Annotated in this window: 20 protein-coding genes, 1 tRNA gene, 1 pseudogene and 1 riboswitch; of the genes and pseudogenes, 14 read left to right on the top strand and 8 right to left on the bottom strand. The window is 58.4% G+C overall.

The genetic code is table 11. The annotated features are described in order from the left end of the window. Positions 1–134 precede the first annotated feature (134 nt). The 3 genes from QE453_RS11005 to QE453_RS11015 all read left to right on the top strand — a co-directional run bounded on the left by QE453_RS11005 (position 135) and on the right by QE453_RS11015 (position 3,849). Positions 135–2,342, top strand: coding sequence for a TonB-dependent siderophore receptor (locus tag QE453_RS11005; protein WP_272913822.1), 2,208 nt, complete (start codon positions 135–137; stop codon positions 2,340–2,342). 109 nt (positions 2,343–2,451) lie between these two features. Further along, positions 2,452–3,333: an AraC family transcriptional regulator gene (locus QE453_RS11010; protein WP_022555559.1), complete on the top strand. Its 882-nt coding sequence runs from the start codon at positions 2,452–2,454 to the stop codon at positions 3,331–3,333. Positions 3,334–3,456: 123 nt separating this feature from the next. Continuing rightward, entirely contained in the window at positions 3,457–3,849 is a 393-nt protein-coding gene (locus tag QE453_RS11015; protein ID WP_004439734.1) for a PRC-barrel domain-containing protein, read from the top strand. Positions 3,850–3,948: 99 nt separating this feature from the next. Here the strand turns inward: QE453_RS11015 and QE453_RS11020 are convergent, their stop codons facing one another. The 4 genes from QE453_RS11020 to QE453_RS11035 all read right to left on the bottom strand — a co-directional run bounded on the left by QE453_RS11020 (position 3,949) and on the right by QE453_RS11035 (position 5,950). Further along, positions 3,949–4,191, bottom strand: coding sequence for a DUF982 domain-containing protein (locus tag QE453_RS11020; RefSeq protein ID WP_006698942.1), 243 nt, complete (start codon positions 4,189–4,191; stop codon positions 3,949–3,951). 317 nt (positions 4,192–4,508) lie between these two features. Then, a complete protein-coding gene (locus tag QE453_RS11025; protein ID WP_004439740.1) occupies positions 4,509–4,667 on the bottom strand; it encodes a YqaE/Pmp3 family membrane protein in 159 nt (52 codons plus the stop codon). 108 nt (positions 4,668–4,775) lie between these two features. Further along, positions 4,776–4,851 (bottom strand) — tRNA-Thr (locus tag QE453_RS11030). Positions 4,852–4,987: 136 nt separating this feature from the next. Next, complete coding sequence (locus QE453_RS11035) at positions 4,988–5,950, bottom strand: nitronate monooxygenase family protein (RefSeq protein WP_022555560.1); 963 nt, start codon at positions 5,948–5,950, stop codon at positions 4,988–4,990. A 253-nt stretch (positions 5,951–6,203) separates the two neighbouring features. On the opposite strand from QE453_RS11035, the gene QE453_RS11040 reads away from it, so the two are divergent. Then, complete coding sequence (locus QE453_RS11040; RefSeq protein ID WP_004439757.1) at positions 6,204–7,349, top strand: hypothetical protein; 1,146 nt, start codon at positions 6,204–6,206, stop codon at positions 7,347–7,349. 33 nt (positions 7,350–7,382) lie between these two features. Here QE453_RS11040 and ppk2 read toward each other — a convergent pair whose 3' ends face one another. Further along, entirely contained in the window at positions 7,383–8,279 is an 897-nt protein-coding gene (ppk2, locus tag QE453_RS11045) for a polyphosphate kinase 2 (protein WP_006698945.1), read from the bottom strand. Between the two features lie 230 nt (positions 8,280–8,509). Between ppk2 and phoR the strand changes: the two genes are divergently transcribed. The 7 genes and pseudogenes from phoR (at position 8,510) to phoB (ending at position 16,446) form a co-directional block, all read left to right on the top strand. Beyond that, positions 8,510–9,778: a phosphate regulon sensor histidine kinase PhoR gene (phoR, locus tag QE453_RS11050; protein ID WP_244405296.1), complete on the top strand. Its 1,269-nt coding sequence runs from the start codon at positions 8,510–8,512 to the stop codon at positions 9,776–9,778. Between the two features lie 194 nt (positions 9,779–9,972). Beyond that, the gene (locus QE453_RS11055; protein WP_004439763.1) at positions 9,973–11,007 is read left to right on the top strand and encodes a substrate-binding domain-containing protein; all 1,035 of its coding nucleotides are present in this window, start codon (positions 9,973–9,975) and stop codon (positions 11,005–11,007) included. A gap of 272 nt (positions 11,008–11,279) precedes the next feature. Then, positions 11,280–12,765, top strand: a pseudogene (gene pstC / locus QE453_RS11060) (phosphate ABC transporter permease subunit PstC). After that, on the top strand, positions 12,762–14,081 hold the full coding sequence (gene pstA, locus QE453_RS11065; protein ID WP_006698947.1) for a phosphate ABC transporter permease PstA: 1,320 nt from the start codon (positions 12,762–12,764) through the stop codon (positions 14,079–14,081). The pseudogene pstC and the gene pstA overlap by 4 nt, the downstream one beginning before the upstream one ends. 14 nt (positions 14,082–14,095) lie before the next feature. Next, positions 14,096–14,911 carry a phosphate ABC transporter ATP-binding protein PstB gene (gene pstB, locus QE453_RS11070; protein WP_278067200.1) on the top strand — a complete coding sequence of 272 codons (816 nt, stop codon included), beginning with the start codon at positions 14,096–14,098 and terminating at the stop codon, positions 14,909–14,911. Positions 14,912–15,006: 95 nt separating this feature from the next. Then, positions 15,007–15,732 (top strand): phosphate signaling complex protein PhoU, encoded by a 726-nt coding sequence (gene phoU, locus QE453_RS11075; RefSeq protein ID WP_004439770.1) that lies wholly within the window; start codon positions 15,007–15,009, stop codon positions 15,730–15,732. Between the two features lie 30 nt (positions 15,733–15,762). After that, positions 15,763–16,446: a phosphate regulon transcriptional regulator PhoB gene (phoB, locus tag QE453_RS11080; RefSeq protein WP_003493692.1), complete on the top strand. Its 684-nt coding sequence runs from the start codon at positions 15,763–15,765 to the stop codon at positions 16,444–16,446. Positions 16,447–16,736: 290 nt separating this feature from the next. On the opposite strand, the gene QE453_RS11085 is transcribed toward phoB, so the two are convergent. Continuing rightward, positions 16,737–17,270, bottom strand: coding sequence for a GcrA family cell cycle regulator (locus QE453_RS11085; protein WP_004439774.1), 534 nt, complete (start codon positions 17,268–17,270; stop codon positions 16,737–16,739). A 430-nt stretch (positions 17,271–17,700) separates the two neighbouring features. On the opposite strand from QE453_RS11085, the gene QE453_RS11090 reads away from it, so the two are divergent. The 3 genes from QE453_RS11090 to QE453_RS11100 all read left to right on the top strand — a co-directional run bounded on the left by QE453_RS11090 (position 17,701) and on the right by QE453_RS11100 (position 21,102). Continuing rightward, positions 17,701–18,900 carry an aspartate aminotransferase family protein gene (locus QE453_RS11090; protein WP_004439775.1) on the top strand — a complete coding sequence of 400 codons (1,200 nt, stop codon included), beginning with the start codon at positions 17,701–17,703 and terminating at the stop codon, positions 18,898–18,900. 57 nt (positions 18,901–18,957) lie between these two features. After that, complete coding sequence (argF, locus tag QE453_RS11095) at positions 18,958–19,875, top strand: ornithine carbamoyltransferase (RefSeq protein WP_004439776.1); 918 nt, start codon at positions 18,958–18,960, stop codon at positions 19,873–19,875. A 237-nt stretch (positions 19,876–20,112) separates the two neighbouring features. Beyond that, complete coding sequence (locus tag QE453_RS11100; protein WP_022555566.1) at positions 20,113–21,102, top strand: Hsp33 family molecular chaperone; 990 nt, start codon at positions 20,113–20,115, stop codon at positions 21,100–21,102. A 45-nt stretch (positions 21,103–21,147) separates the two neighbouring features. On the opposite strand, the gene apaG is transcribed toward QE453_RS11100, so the two are convergent. After that, positions 21,148–21,540 carry a Co2+/Mg2+ efflux protein ApaG gene (apaG, locus tag QE453_RS11105; RefSeq protein WP_006698948.1) on the bottom strand — a complete coding sequence of 131 codons (393 nt, stop codon included), beginning with the start codon at positions 21,538–21,540 and terminating at the stop codon, positions 21,148–21,150. Positions 21,541–21,773: 233 nt separating this feature from the next. Next, positions 21,774–22,958 (bottom strand): O-succinylhomoserine sulfhydrylase, encoded by a 1,185-nt coding sequence (locus QE453_RS11110; RefSeq protein WP_006698949.1) that lies wholly within the window; start codon positions 22,956–22,958, stop codon positions 21,774–21,776. A 43-nt stretch (positions 22,959–23,001) separates the two neighbouring features. Beyond that, positions 23,002–23,080, bottom strand: a riboswitch (SAM riboswitch). Positions 23,081–23,144: the final 64 nt, after the last annotated feature.

A 23,144-nucleotide genomic window follows, 5' to 3' on the forward strand; every position in this document is an offset into this window, starting at 1 on the left:
CGGGCGCAAAATTGAGCGAGAGGCCAATAAGCTTCAAATCCACCCAGAAAACGACAAGCATCGCGCCTTAATCCTGATGTAAATACTCAGCTTAATTGAGGTGCTGCGACCCTTGGGATATCAATACGGTCGCGATGTTTCCGGGGCATATCTTGAAAAATTTGCATGGGATGTTTTTGCGCAATCTGGCTTTGGGAACGGCTGCCGTAGTTTTGCTGGCGTCTGCGATGGTGCACGCGCAGGACACAACCGTCCTTCAGCAGATTACCGTTGACGGGCAGGGCACGGAAAACGCAACTGGTCCCGTCCGGGGCTACGTCGCGAAGAAAAGCGCGACGGGTTCAAAAACCGAGACGGAAACCAGAGATATTCCGCAATCCGTATCGGTCGTCGGCCGTCAGGAAATGAACGACCGCGGCGCGGTGACGAAGATCGACGAGGTGCTGCGGTATACTCCAGGCGTGACGGCGGAGCCCTTTGGCACGGATCCGGATACGGACTGGTTTTACATTCGCGGTTTTCAGGCCACCCAGACTGGGGTGTTTTTGGATGGGCTGAACCTGTTCAGTTACGGTTTCGGCGGTTTCCAGATGGATGCCTATGGTCTGGAGCGGGTTGAAGTCCTGAAGGGGCCTGCGTCGGTGCTCTACGGCGGCGCCAATCCCGGTGGCATCGTTGAGATGATCCGCAAGCGCACCCAGGAGGAACCCGTTCGCGAAACGGAAATCGGCATCAATAATTTCGGCAACGCTTTCTTCGGTTTCGATCTCGGCGACAAGGTGGATGATGAGGGCGTATGGAAATACCGCGTCACCGGCAAGGTCTCGGGCGGCGACAACTATACGAATTACTCCGAGGATTTGCGCGGCTTCATCATGCCGCAAGTCACTTTCGAGCCGGATGCGCAGACAAGCGCCACGCTCTATGGGTATTTTTCGGCGCTTGACCAGGTGCATGTGGGCAACGGTTTCCTTCCTTATGTCGGCACCGTGGCCGACGCGCCCTTCGGCAAGCTCAACCATGAAGCCTTTTATGGTGAGCCGGACCTTGATAACGGCCGCGTCTATCAATCGATGGTGGGCTACGAGGTCAGCCATGAATTCGACAATGGCTGGAAGATCAGTCAGAACGCCCGCTATGGGCATCTGTACAAGCACGAGACCGGGCCCTATCCCGGCGGCTGGGCAAATGCCGATGCCAGCGGCCAGCCGATCCTCGATCCGATCACCAAGGACTATATGCTGACCCGCTTCGGTTACGACGGCGTGTCGAAGGTCGATAGCTTCGGTGTGGATAACCGAGTGGAAGGCCAGTTCGATACCGGTGCTGTCAGCCATTCACTGCTCTTTGGTCTGGACTATAAATATTACCGGCTGGATCAGGTGCAGGCCTGCTGCGGGTCGAATGCGATCGGCGCGCTCAATCCGGTTTACGGTTCGGCGCAGGGAACGAATTTCGTTTATGCCGATAACATCGTGACCCAACAGCAGATCGGCATTTATGCGCAGGACCAGCTGCGGTTCGGAGATGGCTGGCTTGTGACGCTGAATGGCCGTTACGACTATGTCGATACGGAGCTGAACAACAGATTGCCGACGGGCCTGTCCCGCCGCTCCAATGACGACGCGCTGAGCGGCCGCGCCGGCCTTGCCTACGAATTCGACAATGGCCTGACGCCCTACGTCTCCGCCGCCACCTTCTTTAATCCGCTTATCGATACGCTTGCAGACGGCACACCCGCCGTGCCGGAAGAAGGCCACCAGTTCGAAGCCGGCATCAAATACGAGCCGACGTTCTTCGATGGCAGCATCACCGCCTCGGTCTTCAAGCTGGTCAAGGATAATGCTATCGTGTCCTATACGGCGGGTGGGGTGACCACCAGCGGCCAGTTCGGACAGGTCGAATCCACCGGCTTCGAGCTGGAGGCCAAAGCCAATCTCAATGAAAACTGGAAGGCACTTGCCTCCTATTCCTACACCGATATCGACATTACCCGCGATGCCAATCCAAATCTCATTGGCAAATCGCCATGGATCGTGCCCGCCCATACCGCTTCGCTGTGGCTGGACTATGCTTTCACCACGGATACACTTGACGGACTGAGCATCGGCGGTGGTGTGCGGTATCAGGGCAAGTCCTGGGCGGATGCGGCGAATACATTGCGCGTTCCTGACGCCGCTGTTTTCGATGCCGCGGTCCGTTACCAGAAGGACGACTGGACCGCATCCATCAACGTCGCCAATGTCTTCGACAAGGAATACGTTAAGGGCTGCGCCGGTGTCTCCGTCTGCGGCTGGGGCGACAGCCGCACCATCACCTTCAAGCTTTCCAAGAAGTGGTAAGGCCTGGTCAAAGGCCGCAGTTGCGGGGAAATTGGTTTGCCACTATAAACATGAATAAACTTATCATGTTATAGTGGCGCCATGGCGCGCCCTGCGGGATCGAGAAGCCATGGCTTTCCGCGTGCGGATGGAAAATGAAATCGACGGTTTTGCCGTTATAGGCGGCCCGCGCTCAAGGGTCTGGAACGGCATCGTTGCCGATCTCTGGGACGTGCGTTGTGCACCGAAAGCAGGTGGACGTTATGTCGGCAAGGACCCGCGTTTTGTTTTTCTGCTGGAGATGGATGGAAAGGATGATGGCAGGTTCGTCATGAACGGCTACCGCCGCGACAAGTATACCGCCTCCGAGGTGAACCGTATTTCCTTCGTGCCTGCCGATCTGGATGTGCATGCGGAGTTGAGCAACGTTTCCTTCCTCCGCCACCTCGATCTGCACTTCGACGCTGGACTGCTGGGGGCTCGGTTGGTGCAGGGTTTCGATCCGCACGGTTTGCTCGACCCGCATCTGATGTTCGAGGATGAGCGCCTGCTGGCGCTGGCGCGGTTGATCGCAGCCGAATGCGACAATCCCGATCCGCTGCACGATCTCTATGGCGAGAGCCTCGTGCTGGCGCTGCTGACGGATTTTCTGAAAGTGAGGCGGGAGCCGGTCAAAAAGCGCAGCAAGCTCGCCGCCTGGCAATTAAGGGCGGCGACGGATTACATTCGCGAACATTGCCTTCGGTCGATCCGGCTTGAGGAACTTGCGGAACTTACAAACCTGTCGCAATCCCATTTCAGCCATGCCTTCAAGGCCTCCACCGGCGTCCCGCCGCACCAGTGGCAGATGCAGGCGCGTATTGATCGGGTCAAGGATCTGATGATGCGAACCGAGATGGCGCTTACCGACATTGCCATCGCAGCCGGATTTTCCGATCAGGCGCACTTCTCCCGCGTCTTTCGAAAGATGGTGGGGGTGTCCCCCTCGGTCTGGCAGAGGAGCCGCCAGTAACTGCCTTTTGTTCCGTTCTTTCTCCAAAAAAATCCCTGACGGCATCTGAAACGCACCGGAACGATTTCTCCGGCGACGGGTTTACAGACGTGACCCATTGAGGAAATCAAGGAGGAAACTATCATGTTGCATCAGGAACCCCGCGCCGGCCAGGACCCCTATGTGAAGGACACGCCCAGCCTCATCGCCAGTGACAAGGTGGAAGGCACCCGCGTTTACGGCGCCGACGGCAAGCATATCGGCTCGATCCAGCGCATCATTCTTGAGAAGCGCGGCGGCCGCGTGGCCTATGCGGTGTTGAGCTTCGGCGGCTTTCTCGGCATTGGCGACGATTATTATCCGTTGCCGTGGGAAAAGCTGCATTACGACGAAGAGCTCGACGGCTACCGCATCGACCTGACAAAGGAACAGATCGAAAATGCTCCGCATTTCGCCAATCTCGATGATGACGAATTGTTGAACGCAAGGGATCGTAAGGTCTACGACTATTACGGCGTCGCCCCTTACTGGATGTAAGGCAAATAATCTTGCCAACGGGCATTGTGGCGTTTTCAGCTGGTCTTCAGCCGGAAACGCCTTACAAAAACGGCTCCTGAAGGAGCCGTTTTTTCTGCATTAATGTGGGTTCTTCTGCATGTCGGAAACCGCATCTGTGAAGCACTTACGCGCTTCCTCCGGCGATTTTCTCCCGTCAAGAGCAGCGCGGCAGGCACTTCTGGCTCTCACGAAACTCAATCCGCGCCGATTTGGCCAGCCTTCGGTCAACAATGTCAGTGCTTCGAATGGGCCGGCGACGACGCTCTTGCCGTTCGCATCCAGATTGACCTCAACAGGCTCTGTCCATCTCTCGTTCTTCATCGTGCACCTCCCAGAGCAACGCGATCCCGAAACAAACCCGACAGCGGAGCAACCCATGAACGCTGTCCTGTGTCACTGCCGCCTAGGATAAGCGCAAGCAATGGAATTGACAACGGTGATCAGCGGAAGCCGAAAAACGAAAGGATCGCCAGGACGATAACGACGAGGCCGACGATGTAGATGATCTGGTTCATGATTTTCTCCTTGTCTATGTCATCGCCATAACGTGAAGGAGAAGATGCGGTTCCAGAAGCACATGATAATTTAATCACGTGCTAAAAAATTGCGGACATTCCATCGTCACGCGATGCGGAACGTCACCTCCGCACGATCACCCAGATCGCGTGGATGATGCCGGGCACATAACCGCACAGCGTCAGAAGAATGTTGAGCCAGAAGTGCAGCCCCAGTCCGACCTGGAGAAATACACCAACCGGCGGCAGGATGATGGCGATGAGAATACGAATAACGTCCACGATGACAGGCTTTCCGGTTGACTGTTGACCAGCCGGAGAACGTGTGTGGGGCGGTTTGGTTTCACTTAAACACGGACGTGCTTTTTGAGATGGATTGTTGTTTGAAAATGGTGCCGCTTACGTGACTCGAACACGTGACCCCATCATTACGAATGATGTGCTCTACCGACTGAGCTAAAGCGGCCCGGTTGTGATCCGTCTGTCACGGATCAGCTTCATGGCGGGCTGATACAGGCAATGCCGACGGATTTCAAGCCTTGAATGCGTGGCTTTTGAAATTTCCGCAAAAAGCTTTGCCTGTCCAATGTTTAAGGGGCGTATCAGGCTAAGGCGCAGATGCGGCCCCTCGCAACCTCGTATTCCTGGACCAGCCGATCAACCAGAGCCGCTACCGGCTCCACCGCCTTGACCGCGCCAATACCCTGGCCCGCGCCCCATATGTCCTTCCAGGCTTTTGCGCCGCCGGAAGCCGATTCGAAATCCATCTTTGAGGGATCCGCTTCCGGCAGCTTGTCGGGGTCGAGGCCGGAGGCGACGATCGAACTTTTCAGATAATTGCCGTGAACACCGGTGAAATAGTTCGAATAGACGATGTCTTTGGCCTGCGCATCGACGATTGCCTGCTTGTAGGCTTCGGATGCGCGGGCCTCCTGCGTGGCGATGAAAGGGGAGCCGATATAGGCCATGTCCGCGCCCATCGCCTGTGCCGCGAGGATGGAGCCGCCATTGGCAATGGCGCCGGCAAGCAGCAGCGGGCCATCGAACCACTCGCGGATTTCCTGCACGAGGGCGAAGGGAGAAAGTGTGCCCGCATGGCCGCCGGCGCCCGTCGCGACGGCGATCAGCCCATCCGCGCCCTTGCGGATGGCCGACCTTGCATGGCGATCGTTGATGACATCGTGCAGGACGATGCCGCCATAGGAATGCACGGCCGCATTGACTTCCGGCACGGCACCGAGCGAGGAAATAACCACCGGGACCTTATATTTCACGCAAAGGCCGAGATCATGTTCCAGTCGCCGGTTGGACATATGCACGATCTGATTGACCGCGAAAGGCGCGGCCGGACGATCCGGGTTGGCCCGGTTGTGCGCGTCAAGCTCTTCGGTGATCATCGCCAGCCACTCATCGAGCTGGCTTTCCGGCCGCGCATTCAGCGCCGGGAAAGCGCCGATGACGCCCGCCTTGCATTGCGCCAGCGTCAGTTGCGGGTGCGAAATGATGAATAATGGTGACGCTATGACCGGAAGACGCAGATTGTCTTTCAGCACGGACGGTAGCATGGCTCCTCCCCCAGATTACGTTTACGCGCACGTAAGTCATTATCGTGTTCGGTGTCGGATTGGAAGCGAAAACAGTACCGCGAGGCGTCGCCGAACCTGCGTTCGTAGCGCCACAATAGATCGATTTTCCCCAAGACAATCCGGTCTTTATCACAAACGATGCTTGCGGAGGGGCGGCATAGCCGTTACCGAATCGTGAACCCATGGCGCAGCGCCGCATATTTTGCAAAGCGCATTAGAACAAGGATCGGTCGTGAGCGGACTGGAAACGGCAATCAGAAATGCTCTGGAAAAATCGGACAGATCGAACGCCGAAGTTCGTGCACGTATTTATCAATCGTCCCGTCAGGCGCTGGAAGCGGGCCTGCGCAAGCAGGGCATCGACGACCCGCAGATTGTTGCCCAGCAGCGCCAGCGGCTTGAAAGCCTGATCCACCTCATCGAGAACGAGGAACGCAACCGGCTTCTGGACAGGGTGGAGCAGCAATTGCGGCCGCCCGTGCAGGAAAGCGCGGCGCAGGATGATGATTCCGTCTATCCCGTTTCGCAGCCGCCCCATCGGGATGAAGTGGCTGTCGAGCCGGAACTGCGCGGTGAAACGCGCGATGCGCGACCCGGTGCCGCCACGGCCCCGGAATCCCCCCGACCAGGCCGGCGCGGCGGAAAACCATCGAGGAGAGGTTCCAGCGCGGCTGACGCATCGCTTGCCTTCCGCCCCGAAGGTGCTGTTGGTCGCCGCAAGCGCCGCGGGCTTTTTGCCCGGCTTTTCATCTATGTCACGCTTCTGGCCTTTGTCGGTTTCGGCGCCTGGTGGGCCTATTCCTCGGGTGTCCTGCTCTCTCCGGAACAGCGGGATACCAGCGTGCCCAATCCGCCGGCGCAGGTGCAGGCAGAGGACTTTAATGGCGCCGAGCCCGCCCCGAGCCTATCGGCCGGGCGTGGTTTTTCCGACGACTGGGTCGAGGTTTTTAATGCCGAGCGCGGTAATTCCGGAGTTTCGGCAGGTCCACGCGCCAATGTCGAAAATATCGCAACGCCCGCCGGCAAGGCAATTCGGGTGACGTCGAGAAGCGTGGCGCAGGATGGCGCCGTCAGCATCGAGGTTCCAGTCGAAGTGATGCGGGACATGGCCGGGAAATCCTCGACCATATCCATTACCCTGCAATCCTCCAGTGACCGGCAGACACAGGTGTCCGTCGCATGCGATTTCGCTACCTTGGGCGATTGTTCGCGCCACCGGTTTACGGCCACGGCCGAGCGCGCCGACATGCTGCTGAACGCGACATTCGAGCGTTCGCTGGCCCCCAACGCGCCGGGCAGGATTTTCATCAACAGCGATATCGATGGCAGCGGCCGCCCGGTCAACCTTTATTCCGTGCGCATCCTGCCGGGTCAATAAAAGGGTACGAGCAGCCGCCAAAGGCGGCTCTCCTCATTTCTCTTCGGCTTTTCCGAGAAAATTCGGGCCCGCCCCCAATATCTTATTGTCGATCTCGCCGATCGCCTTCTTGTCCTTGCCTTCATAGTCCAGCGAATTGAGAATGTGGCGGATGAGATTGACCCGGGCCCGGCGCTTGTCATTGGCGCGTACCACCGTCCAGGGCGCGACATCGGTATGGGTCTTTTCCAGCATCTCGTCGCGCTTTTGCGTGTAGTCGTCCCACTTCGTCAGCGCGGCTATGTCCATGTCCGAAAGTTTCCAGCACTTCAGCGGGCTATGGCGGCGATCGTGGAAACGGTCGATCTGCGTTTCCCGTCCGATATCGAGCCAGAACTTGAAAAAGTGGATGTCCTCATGGGCGAGCATCTTTTCCAGGCGCGGCGTTTCCTTGAGGAAGCGCTTATGTTCCTCGGGGGTGCAGAAACCCATCACCGGTTCCACTCCGGCCCGATTGTACCAGGAGCGATCGAACAGAACCAGTTCGCCTGCCGTGGGAAAATGCGAGATATAGCGCTGGAAATACCATTGCCCACGCTCGGTTTCCGTTGGCTTGGTCAGCGCCACGACGCGGGCATAGCGTGGGTTGAGATAAGACCGGATCGCGAAGATGGCGCCGCCCTTGCCGGCCGCATCGCGGCCCTCGAAAACTGCCATGACCCGCTTGCCTGTGGCCTGGAGCCAAAACTGGACCTTCACGAGCTCGATCTGCAGCGCCTCCAGCGCGGCATCGTATTCCTCGCGCTTCATTTTCTTGTCATAGGGAAAATTGCCGGCCGAGAGCTTGTTTTCTTCCACCCAGTCGGGAAGAACCGGATCGTCGATGTCAAAGCTGCGCAGCTTTCCGCCAACGGTAATCTCGACTGTCCGCTTCTTCGTTTCATCGGCCATGGTTTCCTCCGGCTGTTGTTGTGTAAAGGCAACTCGCCGCCAATGAGTTCACATCGCCCGGCAGAATTCAAGCGAAAGAGGATTGCTTGAGAAAGCTGTGGCGGTGTGACGATTGCAGCGTGGAATTTGCACATATACGCTGTGGAAAATATGCGGTGATGAATCTCTGTCATGAAGCTGGCCTATGAGATTTCGATGCGCTGTCGAGCGAGAGTGGAAAGCAGGCTGAAATGACAGTCATGGAAGGCGATGGTGGATTAAGGCTTTTGGCAAAGAAGCTTGGCCGGAACTGGCTGCCCGTGCTCGTCGTCAGCATGCTCGCCATCGTGGCAGTTTCCGAGTTGCACACGCCCTATATGCCGGCCGTCCTCTGGCTCTGCGCGGTCATCGCCATTCTGGCCGTTCGCGAAAAACCGGCCTTTTCCGAAAAGGCCAAAAATGCGGCCGGACAGGTGGATGAGCCTGATGTTCCGGCTGAAAGTGTCATTTCCGGCGTCAGGGCGGGCCTTGCCGTGCTGGATACGCCCGTTTTCATTCTCGACAAGAATGCCAGCGTGCTGTTTCAGAACGGCGCGGCCGAACGGGCGTTTGGTCAGCTTCCCGCCGGGGCGCATATTTCCGCAAGGCTGCGCTCGCCGGGCCTGCTGGATGTCATTCGCGAAACCATAACCACCGGTGAGCCCAATCAGGTCGAACATTCCGAGCGTTTCCCCTCAGAACGGGTCTTCATCGTCCGTATCGCCCGTGCGGATATGGGCGAGGGGGCGGGCCCGCTTTTCTACATCCTGTCATTCCGCGATGTCTCGGAACTTCGCCGCATCGACCGCATGCGCAGCGATTTCGTCGCCAATGCCAGCCATGAACTGCGCACTCCGCTGGCTTCCCTGCGCGGTTTCATCGAAACCATGCAGGGGCCGGCACGCAACGATCCCAAGGCGCAGGAGCGTTTCCTCGCCATCATGCTCGATCAGGCAACCCGCATGAGCAGGCTCGTGGATGACCTCATGTCCCTTTCGAGGCTGGAGCTGCGCGCCAATATCGCGCCGGATCAGAAGGTCGATCTCGTTCCCGTCATAGGCCATGTGCGCGATACGCTTCTGCCGCTTGCCAACGAACTCGATGTCGATATCACCCTGCATCTGCCCGATGGTCCTGCGGAGGTGCAGGGAGATCGCGACGAACTGGTGCAGGTATTCCAGAACCTCGTGGAAAATGCATGTAAGTACGGCCAGGAAGGCAAGATTGTTGATGTCTGGCTGCGGGCTGAGCCCAGCAAACCGGTAGAGGTGAGCGTCGTCGACCGGGGGCCGGGCATACCGGCCGAACATGTGCCGCGGCTGACGGAACGGTTTTATCGCGTCAGCGTCGCCGACAGCCGCTCCAAAAAGGGAACGGGGCTTGGTCTTGCCATCGTCAAGCACATTCTCACCCGCCACCGCGCTCGGCTCATCATTAAATCTGAACTGGGCAGCGGCACGGATTTTACCGTCAGATTCTGACATAAATACCCGTACATACAAAATATCACGTAAATCTGCATTTTAAATCAATTAGTTAGCTTGTCACAAATCTTTCATCGAAGTGACATAAAAGGATGGGGCTACGGTGGTTAAGAAGAGGTCGCCGAGCGCATGCTAAGAGCGAGTGCCGCTATCGGCTGCGTCCACAAACAAGCCCACGACGGGAGAGACAAATGAACTTCGTTAAATTTTCCGCAGCAGCTCTGGTGGCTTCTGTCGCCTTCGCTGGCGCCGCCGCTGCTCGCGACCAGATCCAGGTTGCCGGTTCCTCCACGGTTCTGCCTTATGCCAAGATCGTTGCCGAGACTTTTGCCGAAACCTTCCCGAACTTCAAGGCTCCGGTCGTCGAGTCGGGCGGCACGGGTGGTGGTCTGAAGGCGTTCTGCTCGGGCGTGGGCGAAGGCACCATCGACGTCGCCAACGCATCGCGCAAGATCAAGAGCGACGAACTGGCCGCCTGTAAGGCTGCTGGCGTTACCGACGTTCAGGAAGTGAAGATCGGTTACGACGGTATCGTCTTCGCAATGGATTCTTCCAACAAGGACATCAAGCTTGAGCCGAAGGACCTTTACCTCGCTCTCGCCGCTGAAATCGTCAAGGACGGCAAGCTCGTTGCCAACCCCTATAAGAAGTGGTCGGAAATCAACAAGGAACTGCCGGATGTAGCGATCGCCGCTTACATCCCGGGTTCCAAGCACGGCACCCGCGAAGTCTTCGAAGAGAAGATCATGGCTGACGGTTGCAAGGAAGCCAAGGCGACCGACGTCATCAAGACGCTGATCACCGACGCCAAGCAGGCTGCTGCCAAGTGCGTAGCAGTCCGTAAGGACGGCGCTGCAGTCGACATCGACGGCGACTACACCGAGACGCTCGCTCGCATCGACGCCAACAAGACAGGCCTCGGCGTCTTCGGCCTCGCTTTCTATGAAAACAACGCCGACCGCCTGAAGGTCGCTACCGTTTCGGGCGTTGTTCCGTCCACTGAAACCGTTGCCAGCGGCAAGTACCCGGTTTCCCGCCCGCTGTTCTTCTACGTGAAGAAGGCTCACCTGGGCGTTATCCCGGGCCTTAAGGAATATGTCGAGTTCTTCGTTTCCGACGAAATGATCGGCCCGGATTCCCCGCTCGCAAATTACGGCCTGGTTGCCGCTCCGGACGCAGAGCGCGAAGAAATCCGTGCCAAGTTCTCGGCCGGTTCCACGATGTAATGAAGAAGGAGGGGTGCGGCCTGCCGCGCCCCTCATACCATCCGGTGCCTCTCCGCTTGGGCGAATGTCTCCGGTTGACAGTTCCTATTCATCGTCGTCCACATGATTGTCTATGGATTACAGATGGATAGGATGTATCAACCTTGACGCTTGCCGGACTTTGATACAGTCACTTGGCAGGCATTCCGGGATGGTCCAGCGGTCTCGTTTTGATGACTTTTTGATTTGCCCTATATCGCACCGTGCTCCTGCGGCACGCCGAGGGAACTCTAATGAACACATCGATCCTTTTGCTGATACTGGCGCTGATCGGCATCGGCAGTTATCTGCTCGGCAGCCGCCGTGCCGTTGCCCTGTCTGGTGGGCGTCCTTCCAGCATGCATTCCCGAGCCGGTTATCACGGTTCATACGCGGTCGTCTGGGCGGTACTGCCCGCGGCGTTCATTCTCAGCGTCTGGCTGATTATCAGCCCGCTCATCGTGACATCAGCGGTCCGCGGCGATTTCCCGGAAGACATCCGGGCGCAATCCGAGGCGCAGCAGAGCCTGACCTACGGCATGGTAACCTCCATCGCCCGCGGCCTTCAGCGGCTGACACCGGAAGAAACGGCGCAGGTCGATGCGGACACAAGCGCGGTGAGGCCTCTGCTTGCATCCAAGGGCGTGGCGATTGCCGGTGATCCGGAACGGTTCATGGTTGACGCCGCCCAAACGCTGAACACCATGACCGCCACGAGCCGTCTTGCGATGATCGCTGTCGTGCTGCTGGCCGCGCTTGGCGGCGCCACCTATGCGCTGCGGGCGATTGCACCGCGCTTCCGGGCACGCAACAAGGTCGAAAAGGTCATTCTCGGCGCTCTTCTTGTCGCATCTTCCATCGCTATCCTGACAACGATCGGCATCGTTCTGTCGATGCTGACGGAAGCGATCCAGTTCTTCAACATGGTTCCGGCTCACCAGTTCTTCTTCGGCACGGTGTGGGATCCGCGTTTTGCGGCTGCCGGGTGCGACCGATTCATCGGGACAGTTCGGCCTGATCCCGCTGCTTGCCGGCACACTTTATATCGGCTTCGTCGCCATGCTGGTTGCCGTTCCCGTCGGACTGTTTTCGGCGATCTATATGTCGGAATATGCTTCACCCCGCCTGCGCTCGGTGGCAAAACCGCTGCTCGAGGTGCTCGCCGGCATCCCCACCATCGTCTACGGCTTTTTCGCGCTGACGACGGTCGGTCCTTTCCTCAGAGACATTTCTGCGCAGATCAACGGGCTGGCGACGGGTAACTACGCCAACTTCATCCAGGCGCAGAGTGTCATCACCGCCGGCTTCGTCATGGGTATCATGTTGATCCCCTATGTGTCGTCGCTGTCGGATGACATCATCACCGCCGTGCCGCGTTCGCTGCGCGATGGTTCGCTCGGACTTGGCGCCACGCGCTCCGAAACCATCAAGAGGGTCATTCTTCCGGCTGCTCTTCCCGGCATCGTCGGCGCCGTGCTGATGACGGCGTCGCGCGCCATCGGCGAAACCATGATCGTGGTTCTGGCGGCAGGTGTCGCTGCCCGACTGCAGCTTAATCCCTTCGAGCCCATGACCACGGTGACGGTCAAGATCGTCAGCCAGTTGACGGGCGACCTTGAATTCACCTCACCGCAGACGCTGGTTGCCTTTGCGCTTGGCATCACGCTTTTCGCCATCACGCTTTGCCTGAATATCTACGCGCTTTACATCGTGCGCAAATACCGGGAGCAATATGAATGACCGACATCGCCTCTCCCGCAGCTGGTGCGAACGCCGTCAAGGCGACGCGTCGTGATATCGGCATCAAGCGCCGTTATGCCGCCGAACGCCGTTTCCGTGCTTATGGCATGGCAGCGATTTCCTTCGGCCTCATCTTTCTCTTCCTTCTGCTTTTCTCGGTTGTCTCCAAGGGTTACACCGCGTTCCAGCAGACGATGATCACCGTTCCGGTTGAGTTCTCCGAACAGATCATCGATCCCAAGAACGAGCGTGCCACCAATCCGGCCAAGCTTATGACGGCCAATTATCCCGTTCTTGCCCGTGATGCGGTTGCCAAGGTTCTGGGCGTCGCGCCAACGGACCGCACCGGTCTTCGCGCCGTCAACCTTCTGATCTCCGATAGCGTACGTACGCAGCTTCGCGATATCGTCGTTGCCGACCCCGCCGTTATCGGCACCACCCGCACGGTGACGCTGCTGGCCTCGGGCGACGTCGACAGCGCCTTCAAGGGCCAGGTCGATCTGACGGCGGATGAAGCCAATCGCCGTATCTCGAACCAGCAGCTCGGCTGGATGAACCAGCTCGCCGAAAGCGGGCAGCTTGGCAAGCATTTCAATACCGGCATCTTCATCAACGGCGCCTCGAGCCGTCCGGAAGCGGCGGGTGTCGGCGTGGCGCTGATTGGCTCCTTCTACATGATGCTGATCGTGCTGGTGCTGTCGCTGCCGATCGGTGTTGCGGCTTCGATCTACCTTGAGGAGTTTGCTCCGAAGAACCGTCTGACTGATCTCATCGAGGTGAACATCAACAATCTCGCGGCTGTTCCCTCGATCGTTTATGGTCTGCTCGGCCTCTCCGTCTTCATCAACTTCATGGGCTTTCCGCGCTCGGCCTCGCTGGTCGGCGGCCTCGTCCTGACGCTGATGACCCTGCCGACGATCATCATTGCGACCCGCGCTGCCCTGAAAGCCGTGCCGCCGTCAATCCGCGCCGCCGCCCTGGGTCTCGGCGCTTCCAAGATGCAGACGATCTTCCACCACGTGCTGCCGCTCGCCATGCCCGGCATCCTCACCGGCACCATCATCGGCCTCGCACACGCGCTGGGCGAAACTGCGCCGCTGCTGCTGATCGGCATGGTGGCATTCGTAGCAAATTACCCGACAACGCCGATGGACCCGTCCACGGCCCTGCCGGTGCAGATTTACATGTGGGCGAATGAAGCGGAGCGCGCCTTTGTCGAAAGGACTTCAGGCGCTATCATCATCCTGCTTTTGTTCCTCATCGTCATGAATGTTGGCGCAATCCTGTTGCGTCGCCGCTTCGAACGGCGCTGGTAAAGGGAGATTGAGCAATGAACATGTTGTCGGAAGCAGCAGTTGAAAAGGCGCTGGACAAGAAAATGAATGAAGTCTCATACAAGATGATCGGCAAGGACGTTTCGGTTTATTACGGCGAAAAGCGCGCGCTTTACGACGTGAACCTCAACGTTCGCGAAAATACGGTAACCGCGCTTATCGGCCCGTCCGGCTGCGGCAAATCCACCTTCCTGCGTACCCTGAACCGTATGAACGACACGATCGACGGTTGCCGGGTCACGGGCAAGATCACGCTCGACGCCGACGATATCTATGATCAGGCGATTGACGTCGTGGAGTTGCGCGCCCGCGTCGGCATGGTGTTCCAGAAGCCAAACCCTTTTCCGAAGTCGATCTACGAAAACATTTCCTACGGTCCACGCATTCACGGTCTCGCCCGCAACAAGGCGGATATGGACCAGATCGTTGAGCAGAGCCTTCAGAAGGCGGGTCTCTGGAACGAGGTTAAGGATCGCCTGCACGAATCCGGCACCGGTCTTTCCGGCGGTCAGCAGCAGCGCCTGTGCATTGCACGCGCCGTTGCCGTCAGCCCGGAAGTGATCCTGATGGACGAACCCTGCTCGGCGCTGGATCCGATCGCCACTGCCAAGGTCGAGGAACTGATCCACGAACTGCGCACCAATTACACGATTGTTATCGTCACGCACTCCATGCAGCAGGCGGCACGTGTTTCCCAGCGTACGGCCATGTTCCATCTCGGTCACCTTGTCGAGGAAAATGAAACCGACAAGATGTTCACCAATCCGGATGACCAGCGCACGCAGGATTACATCATGGGCCGCTTCGGCTGATCGCGGCCGGCGCTTTATCGCAACCCAACAAGACTGGTGCCGCTGCGGCCCCGCTTCGGGCGGTCGCATGCAAGGCCAAGCCGGAGGAATAGACCGTGAACCAGACAACGACCCATTCGCATATTCTGTCTGCTTATGATGACGAACTGAAGTTCCTGACGCGACGCATCGCCGAGATGGGTGGTCTCGCCGAGCAGATGTGTGCCGACGCCGTGCGTGCGCTCGTCAATTCCGACGCCGCGCTTGCCCAGAAGGTCATTTCCGATGACGCTATCCTCGATCATTCCGAGCGAGAGATCGGCGACAAGGCCATCGTCACCATTGCGAAGCGCCAGCCGATGGCGGCAGACCTTCGCGAGATCATCGGCACGCTGCGTATTGCAGCGGACCTCGAGCGCGTTGGCGACCTCGGCAAGAATACTGCCAAGCGTGTCATCGCGGTGGCCGGAACGGGCGTGCCGCGCAAACTCGCCCGCGGCATAGAGCACCTGTCGGAGCTGGCGTTGGTACAGCTCAAAGAAGTCCTTGACGTCTATTCGACACGTTCCGCCGAAAAGGCCAATGCCATTCGCGAGCGCGACGAGGAAATCGACGCCATGTATACCTCGCTCTTCCGCGAGCTTCTGACCTACATGATGGAAGATCCGCGCAACATCACCACCTGCACGCATCTTCTGTTCTGCGCCAAGAATATCGAGCGCATCGGTGACCATGCCACCAACATCGCCGAGACGATCTATTACATGACCACCGGCAGCCAGCCGGAGGGCGAGCGTCCGAAGGACGACAGTTCCAACACGCTCGGTTCGGTGACCGAGTAACAGACAAGCAGCGGCTTGCGGAGTTAGCATATGGTGCCCAAGATTGCAGTTGTGGAAGATGAGGAAGCGCTGAGCGTCCTGCTTCGTTACAATCTCGAGGCTGAGGGATATGACGTCGACACCATACCCCGTGGAGACGAGGCAGAGATCAGGCTGCAGGAACGTATTCCGGATCTGCTCATCCTGGATTGGATGCTTCCCGGCGTTTCCGGTATCGAGCTGTGCCGTAGGCTCAGGATGCGGCCGGAAACCGAGCGCCTTCCCATCATCATGCTGACGGCGCGCGGCGAGGAAAGCGAACGGGTTCGCGGCCTCGCCACCGGCGCGGACGATTATGTGGTCAAGCCGTTTTCCACGCCGGAACTGATGGCCCGCGTCAAGGCCATGCTGCGCCGGGCCCGTCCGGAGGTTCTGTCTTCGGTGCTGAAGTGCGGCGATATCGAGCTGGATCGCGAGACGCATCGCGTTCACCGCAAAAGCCGCGAGGTGCGTCTCGGTCCGACGGAGTTCCGCCTGCTGGAATTCCTGATGACCTCTCCGGGCCGCGTGTTCTCCCGTTCGCAATTGCTGGACGGCGTCTGGGGTCACGATATCTATGTGGATGAGCGGACGGTTGACGTGCATGTCGGACGTCTCCGCAAGGCGCTCAACTTTTCCCATATGCAGGATGTCATCCGCACCGTGCGCGGTGCCGGATATTCGATGGAAGCCTGATCGGAACCGAACTGAGGGTTCCCCTCAGCATGACGTTCCGCCGAAATCGAAAGGCCCGAAACCGGAATGGTGTCGGGCCTTTTCATTTTGAACCTTCCGTAAGCACGATATTTTCATTTCTTTGACGAACGGTTGAGAGTCCACCGAAATTCGGATTGAGGGGCGAAACCCGACGACGATGAATAAGCCTTGGTGTTCTGCTGTCGCTGCCCGGGAATCGCGGTATTTTGTCACAAAAAAACGGGCCCGAAGGCCCGTAGTTTTTGAGTGTCAAATGTGTGCCGCAACACTCAAGCCTTGCGGCGCTCGCTGACCGGTTGGTAGGCGAGTTTCGCATGGAATTTGCAATAAGGCGAAGATTCCAGCGCTTCACAGCCGCAGAAATGGAAATCATCTTTCAGGGGGTCGCCGACCGGCCACTTGCAGGTGCGCTCCGTCAGTTCCGTCAGCGTCAGCCGGCGGGAGATCGGAGTAACGACGTTTCTGGACGGAACGTAATCGAGAATTTCCGCAGTTTCGATGCCGACCTCTTCCTGAAGAGCGGTCGCCGCGTTGGAGCGGGTCAGGATCCGAGCAGGTGCAGCGTTGACGCGGCCAGCGAAATTCGCCGTGCGCGGGGCAGGTGCAGCAGTCCGCTTGGGCGCAGAACGCGCCGACGTCACCGGGCCGCCAGCCTTGACGCGTCCGGGCAGATTAAGACGATGGACCTTGCCGATCACGGCATTGCGGCTGACGCCGCCCAGCTGAGCTGCTATCTGGCTGGCGCTCAGTCCTTCGGCCCACAATTTCTTGAGTTTCTCGACCCGCTCGTCTGTCCAGTTCATGCCGCTTCTCCGCTTTTCGCGCGTATTTCGACAGAATCCTTCTCCGTCTCGCGGGCATGCCGCGAGCGTGGTTTCTGCCTGATTTTTGGTGACTAGTTCCGCCGCAATGCAGTCTAGTAATTAGCGATTAACCTAGTGCCACGCAGACTCCGTGGCAAGAGTCGCGGGAATCATCTCGAATCGATTTTCCGGTTTTCCCCAACTTGCTGGCGAGTTGAGTCAGAAAGGCAACACCTTGGGCCTTGCGACCTGCCACCTACTAGGGCTTGAGAAGCCTAGGAAATACGGACTTTTGTTGACATCGGCAAGCGAAGTGACAATAGTGCCCCTGCCGCCGCGAGGCGGCATTTTTGATTTTCAGGCGAGGGATAACCCTTGAAGCCTATTGACAACCGTCTGACAGCGCATCCGCGCAAGGAGTGATACAGCCATGGCCGAAGCCGCCGCGCCATTGTTCGATACATTTGCAAGAGCCCCCCTGCGCTTCGAGCGAGGCGAGGGCGTCTGGCTGTACACGGAAAGCGGCGAACGATATCTCGATTTTGCGGCCGGCGTTGCCGTCAATTCGCTGGGCCATGCCCACCCACATCTTGTCGACGCGATCAAGACGCAGGCCGAAAAGGTCTGGCATGTCTCGAACCTTTATGAAGTTCCGGGCCAGGAAAAGCTTGCCAAGCGCCTGACGGAGGAAACGTTCGCAGACAAGGTCTTCTTCACCAACTCCGGCGCGGAAGCACTGGAATGTGCAATCAAGACCGCGCGTCGTTATCATTATTCCAAGGGCCACCCGGAAAAGTTCCGGATTATCACCTTCGAAGGCGCCTTCCATGGTCGTACGCTTGCAACGATCGCAGCCGGCGGCCAGCAGAAATATCTCGAAGGTTTCGGTCCCAAGGTCGAAGGCTTTGACCAGGTACCTTTCGGTGATGTCGATGCGCTGAAAGCCGCCATCACGGCCGAGACGGCAGCGCTTCTGATCGAGCCCATTCAGGGTGAGGGCGGTATTCGCGCACCCAGCAAGGAATTCCTGCAGCTACTGCGGTCGCTTTGCGACGAACACGGTCTGCTGCTGATTTTCGATGAGGTGCAGACGGGCGTTGGCCGCACGGGTAAGCTCTTTGCCTATGAACACACTGGTGTCGCCCCCGATATCATGGCGGTTGCCAAGGGCATCGGCGGTGGTTTTCCGCTGGGCGCATGCCTTGCAACGGCTGATGCCGCTTCCGGCATGACGGCGGGCGTGCATGGCACCACCTATGGCGGTAATCCGCTGGCCATGGCAGTCGGTAATGCCGTGCTTGATGTCGTCCTCTCTGACGGCTTTCTGGAAAAGGTTCGTGATGTCGCGCTGGTTTTCCGCCAGGGCCTTGCTTCGCTGAAGGACCGTTATCCTGACGTTATCGAGGAAATCCGTGGCGAAGGCCTGCTTCTCGGCATCAAGGCCAAGGTGCCGTCGGGCGAGCTCTTGCAGGCCATGCGCGCCGAGCATCTGCTGGGCGTACCAGCGGGCGATAATGTCATTCGTCTCCTGCCGCCGCTCGTCACCACGGCGGAGGAAGCCCGTGAGGGGCTGGCACGCGTGGAAGCGGCCGCCGCTTCCCTCACAGCGAAACAGGCAAAAATCGCCTGAGGAAACACTGAAGGGCGGGCCTCTTTCCTGGGGCTCGCAAGCATGGGACAGTTTGAAATGGCTTCACCTAAACATTTTCTCGACCTGTCGGCCGTCAGCTCGCAGGACCTGCGGGTAATTCTCGACGATGCCCGCGAACGCAAGGCGGCCACCAAGGCCGGAACGGCGGAAAAACCGCTTGCCGGCAAGATGCTGGCCATGATCTTCGAAAAGCCATCCACGCGGACCCGCGTCTCCTTCGATGTGGGGATGCGCCAGCTTGGCGGCGAGACGCTTTTCCTCTCTGGTACGGAAATGCAGCTCGGCCGCGCGGAAACGATCGGTGATACGGCAAAGGTGCTGTCGCGTTACGTTGACGCCATCATGATCCGCACGACAGATCATTCGCGCCTGCTCGAGCTTGCCGAACATGCGACAGTGCCTGTCATCAACGCCCTGACGGATGACACGCATCCATGCCAGATCATGGCTGACATCATGACTTTCGAAGAACATCGCGGTCCGGTCAAAGGCAAGACGATTGCGTGGACAGGGGACGGCAATAATGTCCTGCATTCTTTCGTGGAGGGTTCGGCCCGTTTCGGTTACCGCATGACGATGGCAGTGCCGATGGGCTCCGAACCGCATGACAAGTTCCTGAACTGGGCCCGCAACAATGGCGGCGAGATAATGTTGTGCCACGATGCCGACAAGGCGGTGGCGGGCGCTGATTGCGTCGTCACCGATACCTGGGTCTCCATGAATCAGGAACACAAGGCGCGCGGCCACAACATCTTCCAGCCCTATCAGGTCAATGAAGCCCTGATGGCCAAGGCGGAAAAAGACGCGCTGTTCATGCATTGCCTGCCGGCTCACCGCGGCGAAGAGGTGACGGATGCGGTGATCGACGGCCCGCAATCGGTGGTCTTCGACGAGGCGGAAAACCGCCTCCACGCGCAGAAATCCATCATCGCCTGGTGCATGGGCGTCATCTGAAAATATCACCCGTTTGATCAACGTCGGGCGGGTGCTTGAACTTCTCGGCAGCGATTACCATCTGTTGGACTTCGAAGAGGCTCGTCGGTTTTCTGGCGGGCCATCGTCACGATTTGCACGTTTTTCCCCGGAAGCGGTTTCTCTTCCCGGGTCTCTGTGCGACAAGCGGAAAAAGCACATTTCGAAAGCCGGACTTTTGGACGGTAGCGGCGCCACGGCTGCGCCAGGGAGTATGACATGGCAGATGTAACGGTTGAACTGGACGATCTTGATTTTGCTGGCGACGACAAGGTCGTGCCCTTTCAGGTCGAAGGTCTGGATGTGCGCGGCCGCGCCGTGCAGGTGGGGCCGCTGCTGAATGCCATTCTCGAGCGCCACGATTACCCGGCTGCGGTCGCGCGCCTGCTGGCGGAAGCGACCGTTCTGACGGCGTTGATCGGCACATCGCTCAAGTTTTCCGGCAAGCTGACGGTACAGACCAAGGGCGACGGTCCGGTGGACCTGCTGGTGGCGGATTTCACCGCGCCGGAAAGCATGCGCGCTTATGCCCGTTTTGATGAGGAGCGGCTGGCGGAGGCGCTTGCGGCAGGGGCGACTTCGCCGGAACAATTGTTGGGCAACGGTATTCTGGCCTTCACGATCGATCAGGGCGTGGGCATGCAACCCTATCAGGGCATCGTGCCACTCGATGGCTCGTCGCTGGAAGACATTGCCGGGGTTTATTTCCGTCAGTCGGAGCAGCTTCCAACCCGTGTGCGCCTCGGTGTGGCCGAATTCTTCGATCGCGACGGGGAAGGCAAACCGCGTCATGGCTGGCGTGCGGGCGGCGTTATCGCCCAGTTCCTGCCGCAGGCGCCCGAGCGGCTGCGTATGCGTGACCTGCACGGCGGCGATGGCGATGAAGGCGGTCACGATGTGCAGGAGGATGATGCCTGGACGGAAGCCGTGACGCTTTTGAACACCGTGGATACGGACGAACTGACGGATCCGCAGGTGCCGGTGGAACGTCTCCTGTTCAGGCTGTTCCATGAAAGCGGCGTGCGCATCTATGATCCGCAGTCCATTTTCGATCGCTGCAGCTGCTCGCGGGATAAGATCAAGGGCGTGCTCTCGGGTTTTACCGCCGAAGAGATCAAGGCAAGCGAGGAAGACGGCGCGATTGCCGTGACCTGTGAGTTCTGCTCGACCACTTATCGCTACGATGTCAGCGAATTTGAAAACGCCTGAATAAGGGCCGCGCCTGTAAAGGCGCGGTTTTTCATGGCCGGCGGGTCAGTTCAAGACCCGCATCAGCCCCGGAGAATCCAGCGAAAAAGCGGGTATGGTGACGTTGAACACTTCTCCGCTTTCCGTTTCCATCTCGTAATGTCCGAACATAAGGCCGGACGGCGTGTCCAACGGGCAGCCGGAGGAATATTCGTAGGTGTCGCCGGGCTTGAGATGCGGTTGTTCTCCCACGACACCCGGTCCGTAGACTTCGTCGACCTGACCGTTCTGGTCAGTGATATGCCAATAGCGATTGACGAGAGTAACGGGAACATCCGAGTTATTCGCGATCACGACCTTGTAGCCCCAGACGTAGCGGTCGTCATCCGGGTCGGATTGTTCTTCGAGATAATACGGATCAACCGTCACCTCGATATCCCTTGTCAGAGCACGATACATACGCGCCACACCTCGATATTTTCCCTGCCCGCTTATCCTACACTATAGGCTCTGGCTATCGTCAAGAAAATGAATGACTTGAGGGGCAGGAGCTGTCTCCCGTTGCGCTGTTTTTTACCGTTAGGGATAACGGAAAAGGTAAATAATGGTTGCCTGATACTGGCTTTCGAGGCCATCAAACGCGACATGGCCCGGCGTTCCGGCCGGGCCATGTCGATTATTGAATATGAATGTCAGGCCGAAACGGCTGCCAGACCCTTTGCCAGATCTTCCAGCAGATCGTCCGTATCCTCGATGCCGCAGGAAAGGCGCAAAGTGCCGCCGGAGATACCGAGTTCCGCCCGTGCCTCGTCTGTGAGGTTCTTGTGCGTCGTGGTGCCGGGATGGGTGATGAGGCTCTTGGCGTCGCCCAGATTGTTGGAAATCTTCACGATCTCAAGCGCGTTCTGCAGCTTGAAGGCCGCTTCCTTGCCGCCCTTCAATTCGAAAGCCACCAGCGTCGAACCACCGGACATCTGCCGTGCAATGATGTCGGCCTGCGGGTGATCGGCGCGCCCGGGATAGATGACCTTGGCGACCTTGCCGCTATCGGCAAGGAAGTCCGCGATCTTCGAGGCATTGGCCGTCTGCTGCTTCACGCGCAGCGGCAGCGTCTCGATGCCCTTCAGAAGCGTCCAGGCATTGAACGGCGACATGGCCGGGCCGGTGTGGCGGAAATAATCCTGCAGCTCTTCCTCAATCCATTTCTTGTCGGAAAGGATCACGCCGCCGAGGCAGCGACCCTGGCCGTCAATATGTTTGGTGGCCGAATAAACGACGATATGGGCGCCGAGTTCGAGCGGTTTCTGGAAAAGCGGTGTGGCGAAGACATTGTCAACGACCACTTTCGCACCGATCTGGTTGGCAAGCTTCGCTACGCCGGCGATATCCACCACTTCGAGTGTCGGATTGGTTGGGCTTTCGAGGAAAAACAGCTTGGTGTTTGGCTGGATTGCCTTTTCCCAGTTGCCAAGATCACGTCCGTCGATCAGCGTGCATTCGATGCCATATTTCGGCGCGAGCGTTTCAACCACCCAGCGGCAGGAGCCGAAGAGGGCACGGGCGGCAACGATATGGTCGCCGGCGCGCAGCTGACACATGATGGCGGCGGTGACGGCGGCCATGCCCGAAGCAAGTGCGCGGGCGTCTTCAGCGCCTTCCAGCAGGCACATGCGCTTTTCGAACATGTCATTGGTCGGACTGGCGTAGCGGGCGTAAATAAAGCCGTCGGTTTCACCCTTGAAGCGCGCTTCGGCTGCTTCAGAGTTTTCGTAGACGAAACCCTGGGTCAGATAAATCGCTTCCGACGTTTCACCGTAAGGGGAGCGTAGCGTACCGCCGTGAACGAGCTGGGTTGCCGGGCGCCATTTATTGCTCATGTGATCACCTTCAAAACAAAAAAACCGGCCGCAAAAGCAGACCGGTTCCTAGCACCCGGTCTTTTTAGCCACTTGTTTAACGTGGCTGCAAGCCGACCGGCCAAATCACCACGGGATAAGCTTGCCATACTGCCGTTACCGGCTTGCGTCAATGCTTTCCTTTTGGTTTTGTCGCCGTAAAAAGGA

The sequence above is a fragment of the Agrobacterium sp. SORGH_AS_0440 genome (assembly GCF_031453135.1).
Lineage (GTDB): Bacteria > Pseudomonadota > Alphaproteobacteria > Rhizobiales > Rhizobiaceae > Agrobacterium > Agrobacterium pusense.